Genomic DNA, 25,890 nt, shown 5'->3' with positions numbered 1-25,890 from the left:
TATCCTCGTCTAATTAATTATCTCAAACCTAGGTATGGATTGAAGCCAACTGTTTCAACCTTTGAAGGCGTCATGTTCAATTGAGCATCCTTAGCATTGACATAAGTTCCTAGACCAACTTCATAGAATGTATCCTTACCATTTGAAATAACATGGCTAACTCTCCAAGCACTGTTTGCTCCAAGTATTTGATAGTGAGCTGGGTCACCTTTTGTAGCTGAGAAGTACAATGGGGCACCATTATTACCTAATGTAGCTACTAGACTTGTTGAAGGTGCTTGTTGTGTTTGGCCTGAAAGTGTTGAATCTGAAGCCCTCAAATATTCGTTTGTAGCAACTTGATACATTGTGACACCGGCGATTTTGCTGATGGTACCAACACGCCATTTTGTATTTTGAGCTAAAGCACGGTCAGTAACCCATGCACCATTTGAATTGTAAAGTTGTGCTGTAACGCCCGAGTTAACAGTTGCAACTGTGGCGGCGTCAACTTTTGTAGTATTGCCTGATAAACTTGTTACTGCTCCTGTTGTTGCCATTAATAATGCGGCTGCTAGTACTGCTGATTTTGTGAATTTCATGATAAATAATCCCCTTTTAAATTATTTTTTAATATTATTTTATTTGTAAAGCCTAATTCTGATCCGACTGAATTGCAGGCATTTTACCGGCTACTGATTGAATTGTCTGTTTTTGATCATTAGTTGAATAATATTTATTCTCCAAATCACTCAATCTAATATTGTTTGGTATCAAATCATCTTTTTCGGTCTCGTCATTATATTTCTTGGTGTAATAAGTAACTGTCTGTCCATCAATCGTGAAACCTATATTCGACACAGAGGTACCCGTTCCAATCCAATACTTTCCTCCAGAAATATAAACCCCCAACAAATCAGTGATATTAGTAATATCAGAACCAGTTAATTGATAAACCATGATTCCAATCATCTTAGGATCAGTAGTCAATTGTGCTGATTCCTTATTGTCAGACTCTGATTGTGTATCGTTATCAACGGATACTTTCTTGCCGGCTACAATATCTGCAAAGCCAGATTTAACCTTGGTATTTTCCGTTTCTGTCAAATTAGGTGTTCCATCACGACTTTGATCAACTAAAACAATTGGTTGCCCATTATGGAAAGCAAAGAAATATGTAATATGATTTGGCAATGGTGGCACGGTACCATTGTAGTTATACATGGCTACAACATTATATGAATTACTACCACTACCATCTTTACTCAAACCAATTGATGTAGTAGTGCCCTCAACAGTTACCTTCGACAAATCGTCTGGATAAGATGTTCCAGTAGATGTCTTTAAAGAATTAGTCCCATCATACTTAACATACGATTGCTTCATAGTTGGTGCCCATTGATCAATAAAACTTTCTAGCTGATTATCTTTAGTAGTGTCCCAAAGTACAATCGATTTCTTTGTATTCACTTGAGATTTATGCTTCTTCTTGATAGCTGTTGTCACTTTAATCTTCGGTGAATCAGTATCCTTTTTACTCTGATTCTGACTACCGCAACCATTTAAAATAAGTGTAACCACAGTTAATAATGCAGCTAAGTTCCATTTCCTAATTTGAATAATCCTCACCCCCTTTATTTGATATAGAGTCATTGTTAACTGCTGACTGTAATTCTTTAACTTCTCGTAAACCAGCATGAATTAATACAAAAATAGTCAACCAAGTTATTAAAACTAATGCCGGAATTAAAATCTTTCTAAAGTTATAAAGCTGATTCCAATCCCAGAGCATATGGATAAGAATAACTAAAGCAAAGAATCTGAGAAATTTTGCATTGATAAAGGTACTTGTAGATAATTTTTGGGAACCCTTCACAATAACTAGTGCAGCGGTAGAAATTGCACACCACTCTGTATGCGTAGCAATGGAATAAAATGTTCTAATTAACGCATCACTCATTGAGGCTAACTGACCACCCATAAACATATATTGAATATTCTCGAAAGCTGCAAAACCAGTTCCTACTTCTGCACCAATTAAAAGTCCATTAAAAATTCTTTTGATTTTCAACCTTTGTACAAAGTAAGCAGCGATTAATAACTTAGATGATTCCTCAACTACTCCTGTCAATAAAGAACCTGAGAAGTTTAACTCTCCGCTATCCCCAAGAAAGGTATCCATCAAAAGAGTCAAAATGATGGCTAAAATGCCACCGAGTAACATTATTTTTCCAACTTTGTAAAAACTAATATTTTTATAAACATTAATTTCAAAGAATAATACTAGCGCTGCCATTGGAACGGCGACACACGTCATTACATCAACAGCAACACGATTACCAATTGCATTCGGATTCAAGTTGGCGAGTACCGAGAGCAAAACTCCAGCCGCTATAATAAATATTAATATCCTTGAAAATAACCAAGGTTGAACCTTCTCATTTGATATTTCAGATAACGACGGCGTAGTTTTCTTAGTACCAGCAATAAAAATATCCTCTGCTTCATCTTCGGTATGAGATTTAAAAACTTCGCTAAAGAATTCCTTCCAGCTAACTTTGATAGCTCCTTCTCCACCAGTCCAGCTATTCAAATGCGATGTTGCCGAATCAATAATCGAACTTTTTGGTTTTGGCTGCTCCGCCTCTTCTTCAATACCATCATCACTTATAGCTTCAAGTGGTTTTCCACACTTAATACAAAACTTTGACTTGGCAATATTTTCAGTACCACAATTAGTACAAAATACTGTCTCCTTTTCATCGGTCAAAATAAAATCCCCCTAATATTTACTAGAACATATAGCCTAATGCCCCACCGAGTAGTTCACCAGCAACACCTGCTGCATCACTATTTTTTTCATCCTGATCTGCGCTATCGGATTCAGCTTGTAGATAATCTTGGTGATTCTTACGACAAGCGGCCGTATTTTGGTAACGATGTGTTTCATTATTACCTGTGAATTGCCACATTAACGTATCAGTATCTTTATATTCAGTCTGCGTTAAATTAATTTTCCAAGAACCAATCGTCTTTTTAGAAATTGATTTAGCAGCACTGGCCATATGATATTCAAGAGCTATTGCACTCGTATCAAAATGGGTACTATTTAACCCCCTTTCGATGTTGTACATGCCAGCTTCACCGGCATTAATTCGAATCGTCTTAGTTAGTGGATTGACTGAAACTTTATAACCATTTTTAGCAGTGAATTCTTCTCTTTGGAGAACCGATTTAACAGTCATTGGAGCATAAATTGCCATATAACCGAAAAAAACGACGACAATAGCTGCCAAAGTAGCTAGAACTTTTTTATTGTGACGATACTTTTTAATCAGTGATGTACTTTCAGTAGATTTATCTTCAATAAATTTACTTTCACTGCTTGATTTTTTAACCATTAAATTTTGACCACACTTCGGACAAAACTTCACACCTTTTTCGACTTTATAACCGCATTTTGGACAAAACATTTTAAAAATCCCCCTATTTTTATCTACCTAACGCGGCACCAATCAATCCGCCAACTACTGCTCCAGATACAGCTGAATTGATTTCACTATCTTTTGCATCTTTTCTTTCAGAAGCTTCTACGTATGCTTGTTTAGCACGTCGATATTCATTTGAATTTTGATAACGAATACTCTCGTGTCCATCTGAATACTGCCACATAACTCTTGGGGCATCCGAACGAGATGTCTGAATAATTTGAATCGTCCAATTACCGGGCAAATCCTTACCCATTTTCATCATTTGTTCTTCGGCACCAATCGGATTAGTTAAGAATCCATTCTCAGTTGAAGCTGCCACTAAATTATAGATTTCCCCATTTTCAGTCGTTATCACGATTTTTTTAGTTAAAACATTTGCCTTAACTGAATAATTAGCAGTTGCAAATTCAGTTTTCGCTACTTCGCTTTTAACAACACCAGGTAAATATAGTAATCGGTACCCTACAAATCCTATAATTAACACTGCTAATACAAGAATTAGTCTAAAAATATTTTTTTTATTAACAAGCGACTTAATTGACTCTTTCATTTCTGGAGTTAAATTCATTTCTGGCTTTGATTTTGCATGACCAACAATTTCTCCAACCTTGTGACCACACTCCGGACAAAATTCTGCACCTTCCGGTATCTCAGCTCCACAATTACTACAATGCATTTTGTTTGCCCCCTAATTCTTTTGCACAATCCAGTTAGATTTTGAAGTATCCATGGAATATGGTGATTCACCTTCACTAACAACTGAAATCAATTGCCATTTATTATCATCAGTCAGTTGATAACCCATTTGATATTCTTCCATCTGTGTACTGGAACTACCATAATCCGCATCATCATCTGTTCTAAAAGCATGTTGATTAGTATCTGTCTTTTTGACTTTGGCATATGTTTGTACAAACAATATCGTGGCATTCTTTAACTCCAAAGTTGGTCGAGTACCCACCTGAACGTAAGTTGCATGGTCGCCATCAAAGAACCCACCACTTGCGTGTTTTGATGAATTTTTATCATAGTATTGACCCATTACTTGAAAACTAGCTGCTGAATCACCACGATAATTAGTTCCATCCAATGAACTAACTAATAATTTTGATTGATTAGGTAATTTGGATGAATCATTAGTACTTGCTGCATCCAAGTATTTTGGCAAATCATTGAATGCCATTTGACTAATTTCTTTGTCATTAGCATTCTTTAAGTTGTAGAACGACATATCCATTTCATTATTAGTATTGGTTTTACTGAAGCCCAATTTTTTGTCGTAACTATCAGATTCATCCATAGTTGATTGGCCTGAAGATGTTCCTACTGAATATTCTTTAGTCATCAATTCTCCAACTACTGGTAATGAACCGCCAAATTTAACCTTGTCAAATTCATGCAGCTTAGCTACACGAATTTCATTTGGATCAATATTGACAGAAGTCTTCTCGCCATTATCGTAGATATACATCCATGAAGGGCCTTTTGGTAATCCATATTTATACTCTTTACCACGTTCCTTTTGCTTTTGTTTTGCTTCCTCGACCTTTTTCTTTGCAGTATCTTTCTGCGCTTGTGCCTTATCAGCTTTCTTTTCCTTTGGAGTCTCAGCTTTACGTGAATTGTCGTTAACTGTGACATTTCCAACTGAACACCCCATCATGAAAACTCCACCACTAATTAATAAAACTGCCAGCGCAGTAATACTTTTTTTATTCATAACATTCCCCTACGTTTGTTGAATTATATTAGTTTACTTAATCCTCTAAACAATAATTTTTCCTCTAAATTAAATATCAGTTTGATTATACAACTTTTTGCAATCCTTTAGAACCATAAAATTATATATACAATAGAATTATGTTCTTGTAGTAACTTTACATACAATTCCTTGTAGGAACTTATAACGTCATCTTTTCTTCATTACTCTTTAAACTAAGACTAAAAGTAAAGAGGTCACAAAATGAAGAATAATGTGGGTGGCAACATCGCCAGAGAGCGTCATAATCAAAATATGACGCAAGAGCAACTTGCAGAACTTAGTGATCTGACCATCAATTATTTATCTAAAATTGAACGTAGTTTCACTAAAAAAATTAGTGCCAATACACTTAGTAAGATTTCCAAAGCATTAGGTGTGACCATGGATTCATTAATGGACGGTGAAGATATTAAATCTTCTGAAAAGTTTGGACCAAACCTTAGACAACTAACTAGGTTTCTGAACGACCTAGAACCGGAACAAGGAGAGCAACTTAGCAAACGATTGTTGGAAGTTATTAAATTGAGTCAAAAAACTAATAAATAAAAATTAAAGGTTGAAAGTTTGATGCATTATTCCGTTTCCAGAGCTGAAAGTATTCATATGCTTTGCCGTCTCCAGAGCTGAAAGTATTCATATGCTTTGCCGTCTCCAGAGCTGAAAGTATTCATATGCTTTGCCGTCTCCAGAGCTGAGAGTATTAACCTGCTATGCGGACCGGTCCGAGCCACAATGTGGTCTCGGCCCTCGATTTTTGAGCTCCGCAAAGTACGCGAATCTCAAAACTCGCCCGGTGGTGTAACGGCTAAAGCCGTAACGCCACACCCACAGCTGGTTAATACTCTCAGCTCTTCCAACTAGTTTTTTAATAATAAGAATGTCCAATTGTGATCTTTTACTATTTAACTAAATTGGTAAATAAATTGAATTTAGGACTGTCACAGCAATATTTATAGCTCTTTTTCACTTTTCAACCTTCAGATAAAAATTCATCGTACATAAAAAGCCCTGACCAAATTTAATGGTCAGGGCTTTATTTTAAAAACTTTTTTCTAATCCTGAACTGCCACACTACCATGAACAGCAGACATAACAGACCGTGCAATCGGTTGGGCAATGAAAGCTTCCACAATCAAGGCAATCGTATAATTTCTAGGCCAAGCACGTGGGAAGTTCATAATTACATCCATTGAAACATGTCCGGTACCAATCCATGCTCCCACAATTGTGAGAATCAATGACATCAAAAAGACGTTACACATTGCTGTAATCAACATAGCACCGCGAAAGTTAGGTTGATCCCCAAGAAAATGGCTAGCAAGTGCTTCGGCTGGTTTCTGTGTCAACACTACTAAAGCAATCACGACCAACCAAATAAATGGTAACCGTGGCAAAATTGCTAAGTAGTTATTTACAGAAAATCCAATCTCCAATCCTGTAATAATTGGCGCAATCAGATTAACTGAGATGATAGAAATAACCGCCATAAATAAGATAGTTTGTTTCAAATTCTGTGGTAAACGTTGTTGAAATTCCAAATATATTCTCCTTTGAACGCAAAAAGATCAGCACACCTGCAGAAAGTCCACAGATGTGCTGATCAATTATACGCACTTTTAATTTATTGTTGAGTTTAGCTTACCACATATTTACAGAAAATTTCAAAGGCTAATTTCAAAATAATTCAAAAAAATTTGGGTGTACAATCAAATCATAATGAATTATCCACCAACACATTGTATGAAGAAAGGAATCTTATGATTAATCTACACGATAAAAAATTTGTCTTCTTCGATATGGACGGAATACTAATTGACACTGAAGGCTTATACTATTCAGCCCGCAAAGAAATTCTTGCAAAGTATGGCTTTCCCTTCTCCAAAGAAGACAATCAACACTACATTGCCAAAGGGTTTCCTGATACTAAACGCCGTCTACAAGAATTAACCGGAGATCCAAAACTAGGGTCAAAAATCTTCGAAGAATCAATGGAACGCTACCACGAAAAGGTTTTAGCGGGTGAAGTGACCCTCAAATCTGGTGTAATCGAATTACTAACATATTTACAAAATCATAATATAGCTCGCTACATCACTTCATCTGCAACCAAAGAAATCCTAACACTCAATGCTAAAAACGCTGGTATAACAGACTATTTTACTAATCTAATCAGTGGTGATGATGTGAAAAATAACAAACCAGCACCTGATATTTATTTACATGCATTAGATGTTACTCACGCCAAAACCGAAGAGGCTGTAGTCTTTGAGGACTCCAACAGCGGTATAGAATCCGGATTATCAGCCAAAATTGATGTGATAATCGTACCGGATCTAGTTCAGCCAAAACCAGAATTAGCAAAACAAGCGGTAGCCGTTCTACCTAATTTGAAAGAATCCATAAAACTATTCGAATAATACTATTCAAGGATATTGAAATTTCATTGAATAAATACAAAAAAGACTGAATAAACATCAGTCTTTTTTATTTATAAACTACAGGTTAAAAAATAGATTAGTTGGAAGAGCTGAGAGTATTCATTTGCAGCGAAAGTGGCGTTAGGACTTTAGTCCTTACGCCACCGGGCGTGTTGAAGACTCGCGGGTTTTGCGAGGCTTCAACCGAGGTTCGAGACCGCTTCCCAGGCTCGGGCCGTTCCGCGCAGCAATTGAATACTCTCAGCTCTGGAAACGGCTAAAAATCTTCAATAATCTTAAATTCACCATGTTCCAAACTCTTGTTAGTCAAACATTTCTTAATCTCACCCGCTAAATCAGATGGCACCACATCCAGCATCAAATCATTGGAATTTATCTGATGCTGATTGCATGAAGTATTTAAGATAACTAATAATTTCTTATTATCTTGCCAATAAACAAATCCAATTCCAAAATTGTTCAAATAAAACGGTGCAAACTCAGCATCGTCGATCCATTTATGTTGTGAACGCCAATGGTACCACTGCTCAACTAATTGCTGTAAATTGACATTTTGATTATCCCATGGGAAGAAAGCTCGATTTTCAGGGTCTTTTCCACCAGTCAAACCAGTCTCATCCCCATAATAAACACAAGGGACACCGGGCATCGTGAACAGCAACCCAAAGGCTTGTTCAAGCCTATCATGATCACCATGTAAGGCGGTTAAAATTCTTTTAGTATCATGACTGCCAATATTATTAAAATTATATTTGAAAACAGTTTGTGGATAATTTTCCTTCAACGTCATCAACTCTAACCACCATTCAGATGGCTTCAAATCACCGGTCAATACCCGAATAATCAACTTACGCAACGGGTAATTCATGACGGCCTGCAACATTCCACCCTCTAAATAGTGACGACGTTTACCATAAGCCAATTTATGCGAGGCATCTTCCCAAACTTCACCTATCAAAACCTTGTCAGGGTACTTGTCCAAGGCTTGTCGAATACCCAGAATAAATTCATCTGGCAATTCATCGGCAACATCCAGACGCCAGCCATCAATGCCACGGCTAGTCCAGTAATCAATTACTGAATCATCATTGCCGTAAATGAAGTTTTGATAGTCGACATTTTCCTTATTAACAGTTGGCAAGTCAGTCACGCCCCACCAACTGTCATATTCTTGGGGATACTTCGTAAAATTGAACCAAGGATAATAACGACTGTCCTTTGACTGCGTAGCGCCGAGAGTGTCATACGTTTCGGCTTGATTGAAGTAACGAGAATTAACCCCAACATGATTAAAGACGCCGTCCAAAATAACATGCATCCCTACCTCATGAATTTTCTTAACCAAACGGTCAAAATCAGCTAGCGTTCCTAACATTGGGTCAATTTTGAGATAATCACTCGTATCATAACGGTGGTTACTCATAGCCTCAAAAATCGGACTCAAATAAATAACTGTCACGCCAAGTTGTTTTAAATATGGAATTTTTTTCTCAATCCCAAGTAAATTTCCACCGTAAAAATCCCAACGAACAACTTCTTGCTTATTGTTGCGAATATACATTGGTAAGTCGCTCTTTTGACCATAAATAAAACTATTCGGTTTGGGATTATTGATGTGACCATCCGGATTGCCGTTGTTAAATCGATCGACGAAGATGTGATAAGCCAGGCCATGTTGATACCAATCAGGAATCGTTTCCACGTGACTCATAACTGTCAGTTGGTACATCTGGACATCAGCACGATTTAAGTAAATAACGCCTTCACCACCAAATCCACCATCTAAACAGCCATAGAAACAGCTTTCCTGATTCGTGATGACTTCAAAATAGTAGAAAAACAGTCCGGAAGACTTCGGCGTAAACTTTGTCCGATAAGCATGAGAACCTTGACTCATCTGTAACTGATGTTCCGTATCCCAATGTCCATCTTGAGCGACATGTAAGATAACTTGTTGAATATCGTTGCCGGAGTGAACTCTAATATTAAAATCAATCTCGGTTCCTTCGACCACTGCGCCGAATGGAGCTTTTTTTGACGTTTCAAATGAATCATATTCAATCACAATACTCATTGCACAGCCACCTTATTTAAGAATCAGCTTGTATGGAACTTGCCAAATATCTTCAGCATAACGTGCTACTGAATAATCAGCTGAGAATGTTCCAGATGCCGCAATATTTGCCAATGACTTCTTCTGCCAAGTCTCAACATCTTTGAAATCTATTGAAATTTGTTTCTGCTGTTTGACGTAATCGGCATAATCAGCCAAGACGAAATATTCATCATTATATTGTAGTAATGAATCGTAGATCTCACGGCCTTCAGTGGAAATTCCCGGAATCATGTTAGTAATCAATGAATCAACAACTTTTTGTAACTCTGGATTACCATCATAAATTGCCTTTGAACGGTAGTCATTGCGGTGATAATAGCCATAGACATCGGCTGCCGTGAGACCAAAGGTATACTCATTTTCACTGCCGGCTGCTCGGATAATATCAATATTGGCACCATCCATTGTGGCTAACGATAAAGCACCATTAGTCATCAATTTCATATTACTTGTACCAGATGCTTCCTTCGAGGCAGTTGAAATTTGTTCACTAATATCGGCTGCGGGGATAATCAACTCGCCCAATGAAACACCATAATTAGGAATAAAGACAACTTTCAACTTATCGCCAATATCGGGATCATTATTGACTAAATCGGCTAAAGCATTGATAACCTTGATAACTGATTTTGCATAATGATAACTTGGCGCTGCTTTAGCACCGAAAATATGAACTCGTGGTGTAATATCCGCTTGGGGATTTTCCTTAATTTCTAAGTACTCACGAATAATTTCTAGCATATGCAAAACTTGACGTTTGTATGCGTGAAGCCTTTTGATTTGTACGTCATAAATGGCATCAGTTCGAATTGTAATACCCATTTCCGACTGCACATAATCAGCCAAGCGTTGCTTATTTTCCTTCTTAACATCAACTAACTGATTCAAGAATTTTTTATCATTTTCAAATGTTGATAACTCCTGCAACAATTTGGGATTGAAATGCCAATCTTTACCAATTTTACTGTCAATCAACTTGGAAAGTGGCTGGTTAGCAATCTCCAACCAACGACGTTCAGCAATACCATTAGTCTTATTGTTGAATTTCTCAGGATAAATTCGATAAAGATCTGCTAAGACATCTTTTTCCAACAGCTCAGTATGTAATGGTGCAACTCCGTTGACACTGTGACTACCAATTACCGCTAAATAAGCCATCCGGACTTGACCATCACCCAAAGGTGCTGTGCGATCGACGATATCTTCACCAAAAACCGGAATCTTATCAGCACGATAACGACGATTAATTTCTTCGACGATTTGATAAATTCTAGGAAGTAGGCCTTGGAACATTTCAATTGGCCACTTCTCAAGCGCCTCTTGCATAATGGTATGGTTGGTATAACTCATAGTTGAGGTTGTTATTTGCCATGCCAAATCCCAAGGACAGTCATGCTCATCCATCAAGATACGCATCAATTCAGGGATTACCAATGTTGGATGGGTATCATTAATGTGAATCGCAACTTTTTGGACAAAGCGTTTCAGACTAGTGTGATCAGATAAATAATGACGCACGATACTTTGTACACCAGCTGATGAGAAGAAATATTCTTGACGCAAACGTAACGAACGACCTTGTTCATTACTATCATCCGGATACAAAACTTTTGTAATGTCATCGATATTGTCACGTTCTTTTTGAGAATAATATCTTTCTTCCGCATTTGGTGGTAATTCGGCTGACCAAAGCCGCAAGGTATTCGTAACAACGTTGTGATAGCCAATGATTCCGGTATCATATGGGACTGCTAAGACATCATCAGTATGGTCATAAACTGGTTTCAAACTGCCATCTGGTTGCTCTTGCATCCAAACATGACCACCAAATTTCACTAAACAAGCTCGGTTTTCACGTCTGACTTCCCAAGCATTACCATTACGTAACCAATCATCAGGTAATTCAACTTGATAGCCATTCATGAAGACTTGCTTAAATAGACCATAGCGATAACGAATTCCGTTACCATTACCAGCCATTCCGATACTTGCCATTGAATCCATATAACAGGCAGCTAATCTTCCCAAGCCACCATTACCAAGGCCGGGATCGGGTTCGGATCGAACAATTTTGTCGAAATTCAAGCCTAAATTTTTAAGACCTTTCTTAACGACATCAGTTATTCCCAAATTAAGTAAATTGGATTGTAAGAGTCGACCTGGTAAAAATTCAATTGAAAAATAATAAACTTGTTTAACATCATTTTTGCGATAACTCTTTGACGTATCAGTCCAATTTTCACCGTTATAACGCTTAATCAAATGTCCCAATGCCATGTATTGTTCCATTGGTGAAGTATCTTTCAAGTCAACTGCATAAGTAGCTTTAATTTCATTAATATAATCTCTGACAAACTCGGCTTCTTTTAATTCCATATTTATACCTCTGTTATTCTAAGAGATGCAAACTGACTTAGTCGGTCAATTCTTGATACAAATCACTATATTTAGCGGCCGATTTTTCCCAGCCAAAGTCTTGTTCCATCCCTTGTTTTCTGAGTTCTTGCCAAGTTTTGGGAGCTTTAGCGTATAAATCAAAGGCGGAATCTAACATCTTGCCCAAGACTTCAAAGCGATAATCGTCAAATCCGAAACCAGTTCCTTTTTTGGTGAACTTATTGAACGGAATCACTGTATCACGTAATCCGCCTACAGAATGAACGATGGGAACACTGCCATAGCGCATTGCCATCATTTGTGATAAACCACAAGGTTCAAAGGCCGATGGCATAATGAATCCATCACTGCCAGCATAGATCAACTGTGCTAATTTGACATCAAATTCGATTTTGGCAGCTAGCTTGTCAGGATAAGCATTTTGATAGCCTTCAAAGCCCTTTTCCAAATCAGGGTCACCGGTTCCTAAAATGACAACCTGTACATCATGATTTTGTAAAAATTCATTTAAAGCATTTAACAACAGATCCATACCCTTTTGACGCGTCAAACGAGAGACAACAGCAAAGACTGGCACATCCTTTTGAGGCAAGCCAACAGCCTTTTGCAGAGCCTTTTTGTCGAGTGCCTTACCAGACATATCACTGACATTAAAGTGTTCTGGAATATCAGGATCAGTTTCGGGATCGTAAATTTTCATATCAATGCCATTGATAATTCCATGCAATTTATAAGAATTGTCACGCAATATTCCGTCTAAATTCTCGCCAAATCCTGGAGTCTGAATTTCTTTAGCATAGCTGGGAGATACAGTGGTGACGGCATCAGCAAAAGTGATTCCGCCTTTCATAAAGTTCACATTTCCATAGTATTCAACGCTACCTTCATTGAACGTCCGACGACCGATTCCAAATAAACTACCCAAAATAATTGGATCATAGACACCTTGAAATTGAATATTGTGAATTGTCAAAACTGTCTTAATATGACGATATGCGTCGATCCAATTGTATTTATCCTTCAGCAATACGGGAATAAACGCTGTGTGCCAGTCATTCAAATGCAATACATCCGGAATATAGTTGACCTTCTCTAACATCTCACAGATAGCCAGTTGGAAGAAAGCAAACCGTTCGCCGTCATCCCAATATCCATACAGACCATCGCGGCCGAAGTATTCTTCATTGTCGATAAGGTAGTACTGAACCCCATTTAGCTTCAATGTTTTGATACCACAGTATTTAACATTTTCACCAACACGGACTGTGAAGTGCATCAAGTCTTTGACTAAATTACGATATTTCTCGGGAAATAGCTTTCCATAATATGGAATTACGACTCGAATTTGATTGTCTGTTTGTAATGCCTTAGGTAACGCAAAACTTACATCTCCTAAGCCACCCGTTTTATAAAAAGGTGCTGCTTCTGCTGCCGCAAATAAAACCTTATTCATTAGATACCTCCGTTTGCTGAAATATTCGTTTGCCTTTACCAATTACTAGAGGATTTTCAGGTGTTCCCTTCAACTGCAAGTTAGGTCCGATGACAACATTCTTGTCGATAATGGCATTTTCAACCTTCGTACCGGCACCAATTCTCGTACCTTGCATAATGACGGAATCCTTAATTTGTGATTTGCGATTAATAAACACATTTCTAAAAATAACTGAATGGTCAATTTTTCCTTCAATGTATCCACCAGTACCACAAAGACTGCCTTTAACATGCGAGCTCTTAGCAAAGAACGTTGGAATCTCATTCTTGACCTTCGTGTAAATTCGGCGCTGACTATAGAACAATGATCTGAAGTTATCTTCTTCCAAAATCGACATACTGGAATCATAGTAGCTTTCAATATCATGAATATTAGCGTAGTAGCCAGTATATTCAAAAGCATTGGCACTGTGCTGCATAACCGCTTGTAGCATTAAATTCTCTAGACTGATCAAGTCCCCACGTTCATTAGCTTCCTTCAAGATATCGATTAAATCAACGGTACTCATCATATAAATATTCAGACTTTTGGCAAATTTACCATTATCATTAGGAACTACATTCTTGCTAGCTGCTGGTAAAATTGCTGTTGCCATGCCGTTATCTGTCAGTTGCAAAACAGTTGTGTCAGGATCAGAATCTTTGGCATCAATACTCTTATAGACCGTCGTAACTGGATTATCGCGTTCTTGGTGATAACGTAACAAGGCCCGTAGATCAATGTTACAAATATTTCTTGTTCCCATAATAACGGTGTATTCACTGTTGCTGCGTTTTAAAAATAAAATCGTATTATCGTAATAATGGTGAACCAGTGTTTCCTTCTTTTGTGGAGCAATCAACGACAAATCATTATATGGAAAGTTGAATAATCCGCCACGAATCGTATCCAAATTCCAATCATTACCACTACGTAAATGGTCCGCAACTGAACGTCCTGATCGTGGCGAAATAATCATAGCGTTTTGAATTCCGGCATTAGTAACACTAGAAAGTGGAAAATCAATCAAACGATAGCGTCCGCCAAAAGGCAGTGTTCCTACTGGACGATTCGTTGTTAATGGCTCAAGTTGTTCCCATGGTTCAACTAAATTTATGATGGCACTCACACTATTATGTTTCATGATTTTTTAACCCCCAACACTTCACCGTAACCTACAACGGCGATATCATCTTCAGTTCCTTTAACAACGGCATCGTCGCCAATAACCGCTTCTTCACCAACTAGAGCATGGTCCACCACGGCATTCTTGCCAATCGTAGCTCCGGGCATAATCATGCTGTCAACGACTTTGCTGCCGGCACCAATTGACACACGTTGAGATAAGATTGAATGATCAACTTCACCAGCAACATAGCAGCTATCAACAATCATCGAATTATTGATATTACTTGTTGACGTCAAATACATTGGTGGCAAAACTTGCGCTTTAGAGTTGATTCTCCAATTGTGATCGCCAATATTTAAGCTATTGTATGGTGAAAGAAATTCCATATTAGCTTGCCAGAGACTTTGAATCGTACCAACATCCCGCCAATAGCCATCAAATGAATAGGCATAAGCAGACTCATTGTTAGCTAGATACATTGGAATGACATTTTTACCAAAATCTTCTAGTTCGTTATTGGTACTAAAACTGTTTACTAAATAGTTTCTCAAAGTAGCCCAGTTGAAAATATAAATACCCATAGATGCCTTGTTGCTCTTAGGATGCTCGGGTTTTTCTTCAAATTCAATGATACGATCAGTTTCATCAGTATTCATCATTCCGAAACGTTTTGCTTCTTCAGGTGAAACTGGAATAACACCAACGGTCAATGAAGCCTTCTTAGCCTTGTGATAATCCAGCATTGCTTCATAATCCATTTTATAAATGTGATCCCCTGATAAAACTAATAAGTACTTCGGATTCTGTTGATCGATGTATTCAATATTTTGATAGATAGCGTGGGCAGTTCCTTCGAAGAATTTTTCTCCTTCTGTTGATGAGAATGGTTGTAAAACAGTGACGCCGCCCATTTGATCATCCAGACCCCAACTGGAACCATTGCCAATGTGTGCATTCAGTTCCAAAGGTTGATATTGCGTAATAACTCCGACGGTATTGATACCTGAATTAGCACAATTGCTCAATGTGAAATCAATAATACGATAGCGTCCCCCGAAAGGAATCGCTGGTTTAGCTGTAGATTTTGTTAATTTTCCTAACCGACTACCTTGACCACCGGCAAGAATAATTGCTAGCATTTCATTATTTTCATTCATTTGACTCACCCTCTATTAAGTTTGGTTGGTCGAATCAATAGCGCTCCCATAGCTGGAAGTGTCACCGTAAAACTAGCAGGTTGCCCGTTAAAAGGCGTTTTATCTGCTGTGAATTGCGTTTCCAACTTAGTCCAAGTACCACCAAAGCGCTCATCTTCCGTATTAATAAGTAATTCATAATCACCTGAATATGGAACCCCGATACGATAATCCTGTTTCTCAACCGGCACAAAATTAAATGCTGCCACAACAAATTGACGTTTCTTCTTACCCTGACGAATAAAGCCCATCGTTGAGCTTTCGTTATCATCAGTATTGGAATAAATCATTCCTTCAGGTACATGATCCTGTTCCCAAAGTGGTCGTTCATCGTGGTAAACATGATTTATAGCCTGTGTAAATTCATGCATTTTTTGATTCAAAGGATCTTTCAAATCAACCCATTCCAGCTGACTCCAATCCCGCCATTCCAAAAATTGACCCCATTCCGATCCCATAAAGGTTAATTTTTTACCTGGAAAGGCTAATAAATAAGTAATCATCGTCCTAAGGTTGGCGAATTGGTTGTAACGGTCCCCCGGCATCTTATGCATCAAAGATTTCTTGCCGTGAACAACCTCATCGTGAGAAAATGGCAAAATAAATTTTTCATTGTACATGTAAACAAAAGCAAAGGTTAATAAATTGTAGTGATCGTGACGATACAACGGATCCATTTCGAAAAATTTCAACGTATCGTGCATCCAACCGAGATTCCACTTGTAGTCAAATCCCAAGCCACCATTAGAAACAACATCTGTCACGCCTTTATATGCTGAGGATTCTTCGGCAATCATCAATGCGTCGGGATGTTCCTGATGAACGACCTGATTCAGTTTTTGCAAAAATTCGATACCCTCTAAATTACGATTATCTCCGTACTTATTGGTCAAATTTTCTTTGCCATCATCATAATCTAAATAAAGCATGTTCGAAACCGCGTCAACTCGCAATCCGTCCAAGTGACATTCATCAATCCAATACATGGCACTCGAAATCAGAAAACTCTGAACTTGTGACTTACCCAAATCAAAATTCCAAGCACCCCAGCGTTTATTGTTAGCACGATTTTTATCCTGATATTCAAACGTCGGTGTACCATCATATTGATAAAGTGCATCGTAATTTCTAATAAAATGACCCGGAACCCAATCAACGATGACACCGATATTTGCCAAATGACACTTATCAATAAATTCTAAGAAATCCTCTCGACTTCCGAAACGACTCGTAGTGGCAAAATATCCTAATTGCTGATAACCCCAAGAAGCATCGAGTAGATGTTCCATGATAGGCATCAATTCAATATGCGTGTAACCAAGATTTTTAACATAAGGAATCAATTCATCGGCAAATTCAGAATACGTATAATAGCTGTTGTTATCATGTCGCTTCCAAGAACCAAGATGGACCTCATAAATATTCAACGGTCGTTGTTCAGGTTTACTCCGCTTTCTTCGTCCGAGCCACAAACCATCATGCCATTTGTGCTCAATTTGAGGAGTTATAACTGCTGCATCTCCAGGTTTTCGTTCAAACTGCGTTGCGTACGGATCAATTTTCAAGCTACGTTCACCATCAGGTCCAACGATTGCAAATTTGTACAGATTACCCAATTCGACATTATTTACAGAAATATGCCAGACACCTGTATTTTCAATCTGTTCCATTGCACTATCTTGCCAATCGTTGAAATCACCAACAACTGCGACGGATTTAGCATTTGGAGCCCAAACATTAAATTCTGCCTGACCTTCATCGTGCAAGTGACAACCTAGGAATCCATAGCTTTTAAAAGATTTCCCCGTATTGAATAAGTAGCTTTTATCAGCTAATGTATCTTTCAATACCAACCCGATCACTTCCCTTCAAAGAAACGTGAAATACTGAACTATATATATTTAAACATCCGATTCCAACTTCATTATAAGTTAGTTATTAGCAATTGTATTCATTTTTTTGTTTAAATTATATCGAATAAATTTATGTTAATTATACGCTGATATAGTGGCATTTAAGCGATTTTTCGTTTTCTTCTATACAAGATGTCATTTGTTAATTGTCAGTTTTATGACTTTTTTGACTCGTTAGACTTAGTAAAAGTTCATTAGTTCACAATAAGGACTATATTTTGTTCTTTTTTGACATATACCAATTGAATTATTTTATTAAAAATCAGTACTGTCATTTATTATTAAAAACACTTAAATCAGTATTTGACAATCCGCCAAATTTTTAGAATTGATATGGCTTGGTGATATAATTATTTATTAATAGTTATTAATTGGCCGTCTCCTGAGCTGATAAATATTTCTCATCTCTTCCGACTGGTGATTCTTTAATAATAATGATATTTTTGGAAAGGTTCACTGACATGACTGAAACAAATGATCAACTTATCCAAGCTAAGACTTTAATCAAACAATTTTATAACTCTACGACTGATTCACGTTTGCAAGCTCCATTATTGAAAGCCTACAAACGTCTTGAAGCAGGAACTGACATTAGTGATTTGGCTGCGCATGCGTCCAGTGCTGTGAATTATATTCGAAATACTGAAGGATTGACTTTTTCGGATGATCAAGAGAACTGGTGGCGTGAACTTAGAAATATTGGATCTGCTGCTATCTTGTATCACGATCCTAAGAATAATTTATTGGATTTGAGCGAAAAGTAAAATTTATGACAATACACAAACAAGCTCGCCACCACTTAATTGAAAAGTGTTGGCGAGCTTGTTTGTTATATTCTGGTGAAAAATTAATATAGCCATCGTTGTTCATTACAGACCTAAAACTAATTTATTTAAATAACTGAAGATTGAAAGTTGAAAAAGTGATATAACCGTTGTTGTTACAAGCCTAAAGCTAATTTATTTAAATAAGCGGAAGTCTTCATTTTACTGTTCCGCTATTAAAAATAAACTAGTTGGAAGAGCTGAGAGTATTCATTTGCAGCGAAAGTGGCGTTATTGCTTCAGCAATTACACCACCGGGCGCGTTGAAGACTCGCGGGTTTTGCGAGGCTTCAACCGAGGTTCGAGACCGCTTTCCAGGCTCGGGCCGTTCCGCGCAGCAATTGAATACTCTCAGCTCTGGAAACGGCATACTTAACTAAGCTTTAGTTATATTTGAAATCTTGATGCCATTATTAACCTGCATCACATTATTTATTTTTTAACATCAACGCTTTAATACCGGAGATTAAGAACAGTGGTACCGCTGGTAAAAATATCACTGCTAAATACACGCCACCACTTAGTCTGGCAGTTCCCATTACTTCATTAAAAAATGGTGCTATGGTCACTAAAATTGAACTTAGTGCTGAAAATGTTACAGCCATAATCAACTTGGGATTACTGAAGGGATTACGGTGGAATATAGTTTTAGAACTTCTCGCATCGAAAACATTCCACAATTGACCGAAAACTAACGTTAAGAAAGCTACCGTTTGAGCCTCCTCAACTTGCATCCCACTTCTAGCTGCAAGGATAAAGGCGATGAAAACTACAGCTCCCATCGTAACTCCACGAACAATAATTCTATTTAACATCCCATCGGCTAAAATCGATTTATGAGTGTCCCGAGGTGGTTCATTCATAATATCTGACTCTGGAACATCGTATCCCAAAGCAAATGATGGCAATGCGTCACTGATCATATTTACCCACAGCACCATTAAGGCCGTAAGTGTCGGCGTATTACTACTGACGTTGCCAATGTCATGTGTTATTAAGAGTAGTCCTAACATCAATGACAAAACCTCAGCCACATTAGTCGTTAATTCATGACGCATAAAATTTTTAATATTAGTAAATATCGTTCGACCAGCTTCAACTGAATGTTCAATTGTTGTAAATTTATCATCCAACAAAATCAGATCAGCCGAATCCTTTGTTACATCTGTTCCATTGATTCCCATTGCGACACCAATATCAGCAGCACGTAAAGCCGGCGCATCATTGACACCATCACCAGTCATGGCCACTACTTCACCATGGCGTTGCAACTGATTAACGATTCGTTGCTTGTGTTCTGGAGAAACTCGAGCGTATACTCGAATATCCTCAACTTTTTCAAACAACTCGTCATCAGTTAATCTATCAATCTGCTTTCCTTCCACGACCTGAGCATTTTCATCAGCGATAATTCCTAACTTGATAGCGATTGCTGCCGCTGTTTTGGCATGGTCACCCGTTATCATCACGACATTTATATCCGCATTATGAAGTGTTTCAACTGATTGCTTAACTTCTTCACGCGGCGGATCAATGATCCCAGCAAGACCTAGTAGCGTAATATCTTGTTCCAATGCTTCCATCGGTGCATTCAGTGCCTGCTCTTCCGTAATAATCCGTTCACCAACCATTAAGGTTCTCAAGGCATCCTTAGCAAATGCTGAAATTTTTTCTTCATATATATCACGGTCAGTACCTGAAACAGACTTGTTAAGCAAAACGTCAGGTGCACCCTTGGTCAAGATTTTGAATTCATCGCCACTTTTAATAACGACACTCATCATTTTTCTCGTGCTATCAAAGGGAAAAACTTTCAGAATATCGTAATCTAGTTCCGCCTTTTGATTTAACAATTGGTGCCGATCTAAACCGAATTTCAATCCTAAAACTACCAATGCAACATCAGTTGGATTCCCGAATGGTACATAATTCCCATTCTCATTCTTAGAAACATTGGCTTCGTTATTTAAAATACTCGCAATGATAAATTGCCTCGCCGATGCAACTTCGGTTTTGGGAGTTATCTCGCCTAACGGATCATAACCACGACCTTCAACTTCAAAGTCACTGCCATTGGCGAAAAATCTAGTCACGGTCATTTCGTTTTTGGTCAGAGTTCCAGTTTTATCTGAAGCAATAAACGTTGTTGATCCCAGTGTTTCCACACTATTCAGCGACTTTATCAAGCCCTTGCTCTTTGTCAGAACAGTGGCCCCAATCGTTAAAACAATCGACAAGACAGCTGGTAACGCATCGGGAATAGCAGCCACTGCCAGGGCGATTGCCGTTGATAAGATTGCCGTAAAGCTAGTAAAAGAAAAAGTTCCCGTTGTCAGCCAAATTTTAAATGAACCAGCAACTAACGTGAACAGCACCACTCCACCAGCAACATACATTAATTTTCGAGTTAATTCGTTAACTGTTTTTTCGATAGGAGTTTTGGAATCAGGCGTATCATTCAATAATCCAGCAATCTTACCCAATTCCGTATTCATTCCAGTCGCAACCACGACAGCATAACCATTACCATTGGTCACCGTTGAACCCGAATAGCCCATATTTGTGCGGTCACCCAAGTCAGTGTCTTCAGATAGAATTTCGACAGTCTTATTGATAGGGTCAGATTCTCCAGTCAAGTGTGACTCAAGAACTTGTAGTTCCGAAACCTTAACCCAACGGACATCTGCTTCAATGAAGTCCCCCATTTTTACGCTAATTATGTCCCCAGGAACCAGCAAATTGGCTGAAATTTTTTCCCAGTCATCATCACGTAAAACAGAAACTTGATGATCATTCATTTGTTTGAGACTATCCAAAGATTTCCGAGCGCTGATTGTTTGCCAGACAGACAAACCACTATTGATCAGTATCAAAATCAGAATAGCAGTTGCTTCATAAAATGAAGACATAGCATGTTTCAGATTGCCATTACTCGCTAAATCATAAACTCCACTAATAACTGATAATAAAATTGCTAATAATAAAATTATGACGAGTGGTTCTTTGAAACTATGAATAAAAATTTTCCAAATCGGCGTGGGTGGATCTTGTTGCATCTCATTTCTTCCGTAATTCTCGAGTCGTAATTGAGATTCTTTTTTTGTTAATCCTTTGTGACGACTGGTTTTTAATTCAGCTAGTACATCGTTTTTATCTTGATTGTAAAACATATCCACGCCTCCTTCAATTTGGCATATTTGATAAGTATCTTATTATAGTTTAACAAATGTTATCGTGGCTTCCTAAACAGGTGCTTTAATATTTAGAAATATATTATCTAGATATTGAATAAAATCGTAGCTATTTTCTTAAAACTGATTATCTGAATGTTGAACAGTGAAAAAGTGCTATAAATATTGCTGTGACAGTCCTAAATTCAATTTATTTACCAATTTAGTTAAGCAAAAGTTCAAAATTTGACATTCTTATTATTAAAAAACTAGTTGGAAGAGCTGAAAGTATTCATTTGCCGCGAAAGTGGCGTTAGAATTTTACTCTTACACCACCGGGCGCGTTGGAGACTTACCGGTTCGGGGTTCGGCTTCAACCGAGATTCGAGACCGCTTTTTGGCTCGGATTGTGCCGCGCAGCATATGAATACTTTCAGCTCTGGAAACGGCATATTGCATCAAACTTTCAACCTTTAGCTGATTATCTGAAGGTTGAAAGGTAAAAAATTATTATAACCCTTGTTATTTCAGGCTTAGAGCTAATATATTTAAATAATCAAGAGTTTCATTTTGTTGATTCTGCTATTAAAAAAATAAATTAGTTGGAAGAGCTGAGGGTATTCATTTGCAGCGAAAGTGGCGTTATTGCTTCAGCAATTACACCACCGGGCGTGTTGAAGACTCGCGGGTTTTGCAGGCTTCAACCGAGGTTCGAGACCGCTTCCCAGGCTCGGGCCGTTCCGCGCAGCAATTGAATACTCTCAGCTCTGGAAACGGCATACTTACCTAAACTTTCAACCTTTAGTGATTATCTAAAAAAACCTCTAAGCCATTACGGTTTAGAGGTTTTCTAATTTAATTATTTATGCAAACTAATGTGATATCTCTTGCGCTCATAGCTAAATCCTTCACCGATTACTTCATGCGCATCAAGCACAGTAACAAAGGCTTTGGAATCAACAGATTTAATTAATTGTTTTAATTGTGGTACTTCACGCGGTTGAATCACCAGATAAATAATCTTCTTTTCATCGTTTTGATAGCCACCTTCAGCGTTCAGATATGTCCAGCCACGATCAAGTGTAATGTCAATTAACTGCGTAATCTTTTCATATTTATCAGAAATAATAAGCAATGTCTTGGCACGATTGGGACCTTCCTGCACGAAATCAATCATTCTTGCCAAAATGAAACTAACAATTAGTGAATACATAATATGATAAAAGTCCAAATATGATAACGATAAAAATAATACCACGTAATCCATGATTAAAATTCCTTTACCAGACGAAACGCCGTACTTCATCTGACCGACACGCGCGATGATATCACTACCACCGGTGGTTCCGTTATAACGAAAAACCAATCCAATGCCGAGTCCAGATAATACCCCCGCAGCAAGGGATGATAACAGTAAATCATGTCTCAATGGTAACGGTTTAATGATAGTTTGATGAGACCATAATATTAAAAATAGTGACAAACAAAGTGTTCCATACATCGTATAGAACATAACCCGCTTGCCCAAGAATCGGATACCAATTAATATCAACGGGATATTAAGAACTAAAGTACTCACACCAAGGTTGATGTGAAAGAAATATCGGATAATCAATGTAATACCACTCAACCCACCATCGGCCAGGCCATTGGGAATCGAAATCATATCCAAACTAAAGGCATAGATAGCACATCCTAGGGTAATCATTAATAGTTCCAAACTATTATATTTGGTCCACCATTTGAAATTCATATTTTTCCCCTCCAATATAATAATTTTTTTGCTATTAATATTAGTGTACACTTCATTGTTTTGAATTTGTGAATATTAATAGTGGTACGTATTATCTTTATTGCTATTAGTACATTTGTAAAACCTGACAATAATTAAGCCAAAATAATAGCGTTTATAGAGACCTTCCCTATAAACGCCATCTAGTTCTATATTTAAAGATCTGAAGTTTGAAATTCAAAAAGTTAAAAATAACAAAATAAAACTAATTCAACTGACTATTCTTTATAGAATATTTAATAACTACCATAACTTCATCGGAAGACTTACATTTTGAAATCATATTCTTGAATTTTTCGTCATTTTGTAAATTAACTAAGAAACTGAATAATGATTGAATCTTAGGATAATCTTCTGGTCTAATTGCAAGTAAAAATACATATTTAACTTTATTACCATTTTCATCCCAACTAATAGGATCATTAGAGATAAGTAATCCAACACGAGATTGTTTTGATGAAGCCTTTATAGGATGTGGAATTGCAATTTGTCCACCAATAGCTGTGGAATACATGTTTTCACGTTCAAACATCTTATCCTTGAAATCAGGATTAACTATATCCAATTTTTCCATCTCATCACATAAAAAGTTTAATGCTTCCTTACGCGAAATAGGCTTTTTATTAATAAAAATTGAATCGCTTTGAAATAGATTATTCAAATTCTTCTCATCATTCAAAGTAGTAGTTAAAAATTCGTACAATTCCATACTATCGCTAGCATAATTTGCCAAATCAATTTGTACGATTGGCAATTTACTACCAAGCAAAGGAACCGTCGAAATCAAAAAATCATTCTTTGATAAATCTTTAGTTTGATACTCAGCATATGAATAGATACCTGTGATATTAAGATAATCATCAAAACTGCTTAATTTAGCACGCAATAGGGATGCCGTCGCTGTACCTGATCCACAAATGATTGCTGCATTCTTTTTACTGTAACTTGTCCCACTGTTTCTTTCTAAAGAAGCTCCGACATGTAGAGTAATAAATGAAATCTCATCTCGAGAAAGCTTTAACTTTAATTTATCTTCTATTACATCAACCGATGTTGCAGTAACCTCATATGCAAGTGGGAAAGTTGACAAAATAACATCAAGTAATGGGTTCTTTCTTGTCTGTTCTAACGAGTTAATTTTTACTACCGATTTTAAATGCTGGTATAAATTCTTTTTAAGAACATCATCATTATGAAAATCAAATTCATATATATTCATAATTTTATCTAGAAATAATTCGATACTACATTTTATTTCCTGATTTAATTCTTGTGATTTGTTCAAAATAATGTTGGGGTCATTGAGGGCGATGTGATATATAACATATTTTCTTTCAGGCTCGGATATATCAATATTGAATTCACTATTAATAGTCTTAAAAAACTCGGAGAATATTGGTTCCGTCTCTGGTTTAAGTAAAACGTTTTTTGAGAAAGATTCCATAATGTGACCAGACTTAGATCTAGATATCGATAATGCAAGATGAACAGCAATATTTTTACGAGTATAATCGGAAATTTCTGTAAAATGATTTTCAAAGAAGGAACTGACAAGCCGCAACAATAAATCCAAATCAACGTTGGTAAATAAGTTCTTTTCACTTTTTGAGAACTGCATTATATATTCTTTATAATTCTTATCCTCCAACTTATCTATAATACATGCCCTTTTATCAATTTCAGTTCCAACCAATTCAATTGTTTCGCCTTTTTTGTGGAGACCAAGATGATATTTTTCTAACGTGTTTTTTAATTCTGCAAGATAATTATTTAACGTGTTGTAACTGATAAAAATACTATCCAAAATATAATCGATTGAAACGGGTTCTCGAGCATTGATCAAAATCAAAAGTAAATATTTAATTCGTTCTTCATAAGTATTTACCGGAAATGATTGATCATGTTCAACAACATTTCTTTTAAATTCATCAAACAAATCATTATCGTTAACAATCACTTTATATCCTTTGGCTCTGACGTTTACAATTTCCAATTTATATTTTTGAAGTTCTTTATTTAAAACTTTTATATCACTTCTGAGTGTTCTTTCACTAACCTTTAATTCACTCGCTAATGTACTGCCATTTATTTCTTTATTAGCTGTAATTATTATAAAAATCAATTGTCTTAACCGTGGGTATTCAAATTCCAAATTATACATGCTCCTTTCTCAATAAAGTAAATCAATATAAAATATTTTTAGATAAAG

At 37.0% G+C, this 25,890-nt stretch carries 19 protein-coding genes; 3 read left to right on the top strand and 16 right to left on the bottom strand.

Annotated features, from left to right (window positions below):
• Positions 1 to 17: 17 nt before the first annotated feature.
• Genes FFM71_RS00730 through FFM71_RS00705 form a run of 6 tightly spaced genes read right to left on the bottom strand, consistent with a single transcriptional unit; the run spans position 18 to position 5,190 of the window.
• Entirely contained in the window at positions 18 to 581 is a 564-nt protein-coding gene (locus FFM71_RS00730; RefSeq protein WP_137610260.1) for an SLAP domain-containing protein, read from the bottom strand.
• Positions 582 to 633: 52 nt separating this feature from the next.
• Positions 634 to 1,608 (bottom strand): Lreu_0056 family protein, encoded by a 975-nt coding sequence (locus FFM71_RS00725; RefSeq protein WP_223876446.1) that lies wholly within the window; start codon positions 1,606 to 1,608, stop codon positions 634 to 636.
• On the bottom strand, positions 1,589 to 2,749 hold the full coding sequence (locus FFM71_RS00720) for a PrsW family glutamic-type intramembrane protease (protein ID WP_137610258.1): 1,161 nt from the start codon (positions 2,747 to 2,749) through the stop codon (positions 1,589 to 1,591). Before FFM71_RS00720 ends, FFM71_RS00725 begins: the two co-directional genes overlap by 20 nt.
• Positions 2,750 to 2,771: 22 nt before the next feature.
• A complete protein-coding gene (locus tag FFM71_RS00715; RefSeq protein ID WP_137610257.1) occupies positions 2,772 to 3,452 on the bottom strand; it encodes a zinc-ribbon domain-containing protein in 681 nt (226 codons plus the stop codon).
• A gap of 19 nt (positions 3,453 to 3,471) precedes the next feature.
• Positions 3,472 to 4,146 (bottom strand): zinc-ribbon domain-containing protein, encoded by a 675-nt coding sequence (locus FFM71_RS00710; RefSeq protein WP_137610256.1) that lies wholly within the window; start codon positions 4,144 to 4,146, stop codon positions 3,472 to 3,474.
• Between the two features lie 12 nt (positions 4,147 to 4,158).
• Positions 4,159 to 5,190 carry a hypothetical protein gene (locus FFM71_RS00705; protein ID WP_137610255.1) on the bottom strand — a complete coding sequence of 344 codons (1,032 nt, stop codon included), beginning with the start codon at positions 5,188 to 5,190 and terminating at the stop codon, positions 4,159 to 4,161.
• Positions 5,191 to 5,433: 243 nt separating this feature from the next.
• On the opposite strand from FFM71_RS00705, the gene FFM71_RS00700 reads away from it, so the two are divergent.
• Positions 5,434 to 5,778, top strand: coding sequence for a helix-turn-helix domain-containing protein (locus FFM71_RS00700; protein WP_137610254.1), 345 nt, complete (start codon positions 5,434 to 5,436; stop codon positions 5,776 to 5,778).
• Between the two features lie 506 nt (positions 5,779 to 6,284).
• Here the strand turns inward: FFM71_RS00700 and FFM71_RS00695 are convergent.
• Positions 6,285 to 6,770 (bottom strand): DUF2798 domain-containing protein, encoded by a 486-nt coding sequence (locus FFM71_RS00695; protein ID WP_137610253.1) that lies wholly within the window; start codon positions 6,768 to 6,770, stop codon positions 6,285 to 6,287.
• A 219-nt stretch (positions 6,771 to 6,989) separates the two neighbouring features.
• Between FFM71_RS00695 and FFM71_RS00690 the strand changes: the two genes are divergently transcribed.
• The gene (locus FFM71_RS00690; protein WP_137610252.1) at positions 6,990 to 7,649 is read left to right on the top strand and encodes an HAD family hydrolase; all 660 of its coding nucleotides are present in this window, start codon (positions 6,990 to 6,992) and stop codon (positions 7,647 to 7,649) included.
• 277 nt (positions 7,650 to 7,926) lie between these two features.
• Here FFM71_RS00690 and FFM71_RS00685 read toward each other — a convergent pair whose 3' ends face one another.
• The 6 genes from FFM71_RS00685 to glgB are packed head-to-tail and all read right to left on the bottom strand — an operon-like array spanning position 7,927 to position 17,829.
• Entirely contained in the window at positions 7,927 to 9,738 is a 1,812-nt protein-coding gene (locus FFM71_RS00685; RefSeq protein ID WP_137610356.1) for a glycoside hydrolase family 13 protein, read from the bottom strand.
• Positions 9,739 to 9,756: 18 nt separating this feature from the next.
• Positions 9,757 to 12,162 (bottom strand): glycogen/starch/alpha-glucan phosphorylase, encoded by a 2,406-nt coding sequence (locus FFM71_RS00680; RefSeq protein WP_137610251.1) that lies wholly within the window; start codon positions 12,160 to 12,162, stop codon positions 9,757 to 9,759.
• Positions 12,163 to 12,199: 37 nt separating this feature from the next.
• Entirely contained in the window at positions 12,200 to 13,636 is a 1,437-nt protein-coding gene (glgA, locus tag FFM71_RS00675; protein ID WP_137610250.1) for a glycogen synthase GlgA, read from the bottom strand.
• Entirely contained in the window at positions 13,629 to 14,801 is a 1,173-nt protein-coding gene (gene glgD, locus FFM71_RS00670; RefSeq protein ID WP_137610249.1) for a glucose-1-phosphate adenylyltransferase subunit GlgD, read from the bottom strand. Before glgD ends, glgA begins: the two co-directional genes overlap by 8 nt.
• Positions 14,798 to 15,943 (bottom strand): glucose-1-phosphate adenylyltransferase, encoded by a 1,146-nt coding sequence (locus FFM71_RS00665; RefSeq protein ID WP_137610248.1) that lies wholly within the window; start codon positions 15,941 to 15,943, stop codon positions 14,798 to 14,800. The genes glgD and FFM71_RS00665 overlap by 4 nt, the downstream gene beginning before the upstream one ends.
• Before the next feature lie 5 nt (positions 15,944 to 15,948).
• Positions 15,949 to 17,829 carry a 1,4-alpha-glucan branching protein GlgB gene (gene glgB, locus FFM71_RS00660; protein ID WP_373278778.1) on the bottom strand — a complete coding sequence of 627 codons (1,881 nt, stop codon included), beginning with the start codon at positions 17,827 to 17,829 and terminating at the stop codon, positions 15,949 to 15,951.
• Between the two features lie 527 nt (positions 17,830 to 18,356).
• On the opposite strand from glgB, the gene FFM71_RS00655 reads away from it, so the two are divergent.
• Positions 18,357 to 18,659, top strand: coding sequence for a hypothetical protein (locus FFM71_RS00655; protein ID WP_137610246.1), 303 nt, complete (start codon positions 18,357 to 18,359; stop codon positions 18,657 to 18,659).
• Positions 18,660 to 19,147: 488 nt separating this feature from the next.
• Here the strand turns inward: FFM71_RS00655 and FFM71_RS00650 are convergent, their stop codons facing one another.
• The 3 genes from FFM71_RS00650 to FFM71_RS00640 form a co-directional block, all read right to left on the bottom strand.
• On the bottom strand, positions 19,148 to 21,889 hold the full coding sequence (locus tag FFM71_RS00650; protein ID WP_137610245.1) for a cation-translocating P-type ATPase: 2,742 nt from the start codon (positions 21,887 to 21,889) through the stop codon (positions 19,148 to 19,150).
• An 859-nt stretch (positions 21,890 to 22,748) separates the two neighbouring features.
• Positions 22,749 to 23,642 (bottom strand): YitT family protein, encoded by an 894-nt coding sequence (locus FFM71_RS00645; RefSeq protein ID WP_137610244.1) that lies wholly within the window; start codon positions 23,640 to 23,642, stop codon positions 22,749 to 22,751.
• 244 nt (positions 23,643 to 23,886) lie between these two features.
• Positions 23,887 to 25,833, bottom strand: a complete 1,947-nt coding sequence (locus tag FFM71_RS00640) for a BglG family transcription antiterminator (RefSeq protein ID WP_171000423.1) — start codon at positions 25,831 to 25,833, stop codon at positions 23,887 to 23,889.
• Positions 25,834 to 25,890: the final 57 nt, after the last annotated feature.

The organism is Companilactobacillus huachuanensis, from assembly GCF_005404815.1.
Taxonomy (GTDB): Bacteria; Bacillota; Bacilli; order Lactobacillales; family Lactobacillaceae; genus Companilactobacillus; species Companilactobacillus huachuanensis.
This window is presented reverse-complemented; position numbering and strand designations above follow the sequence as displayed.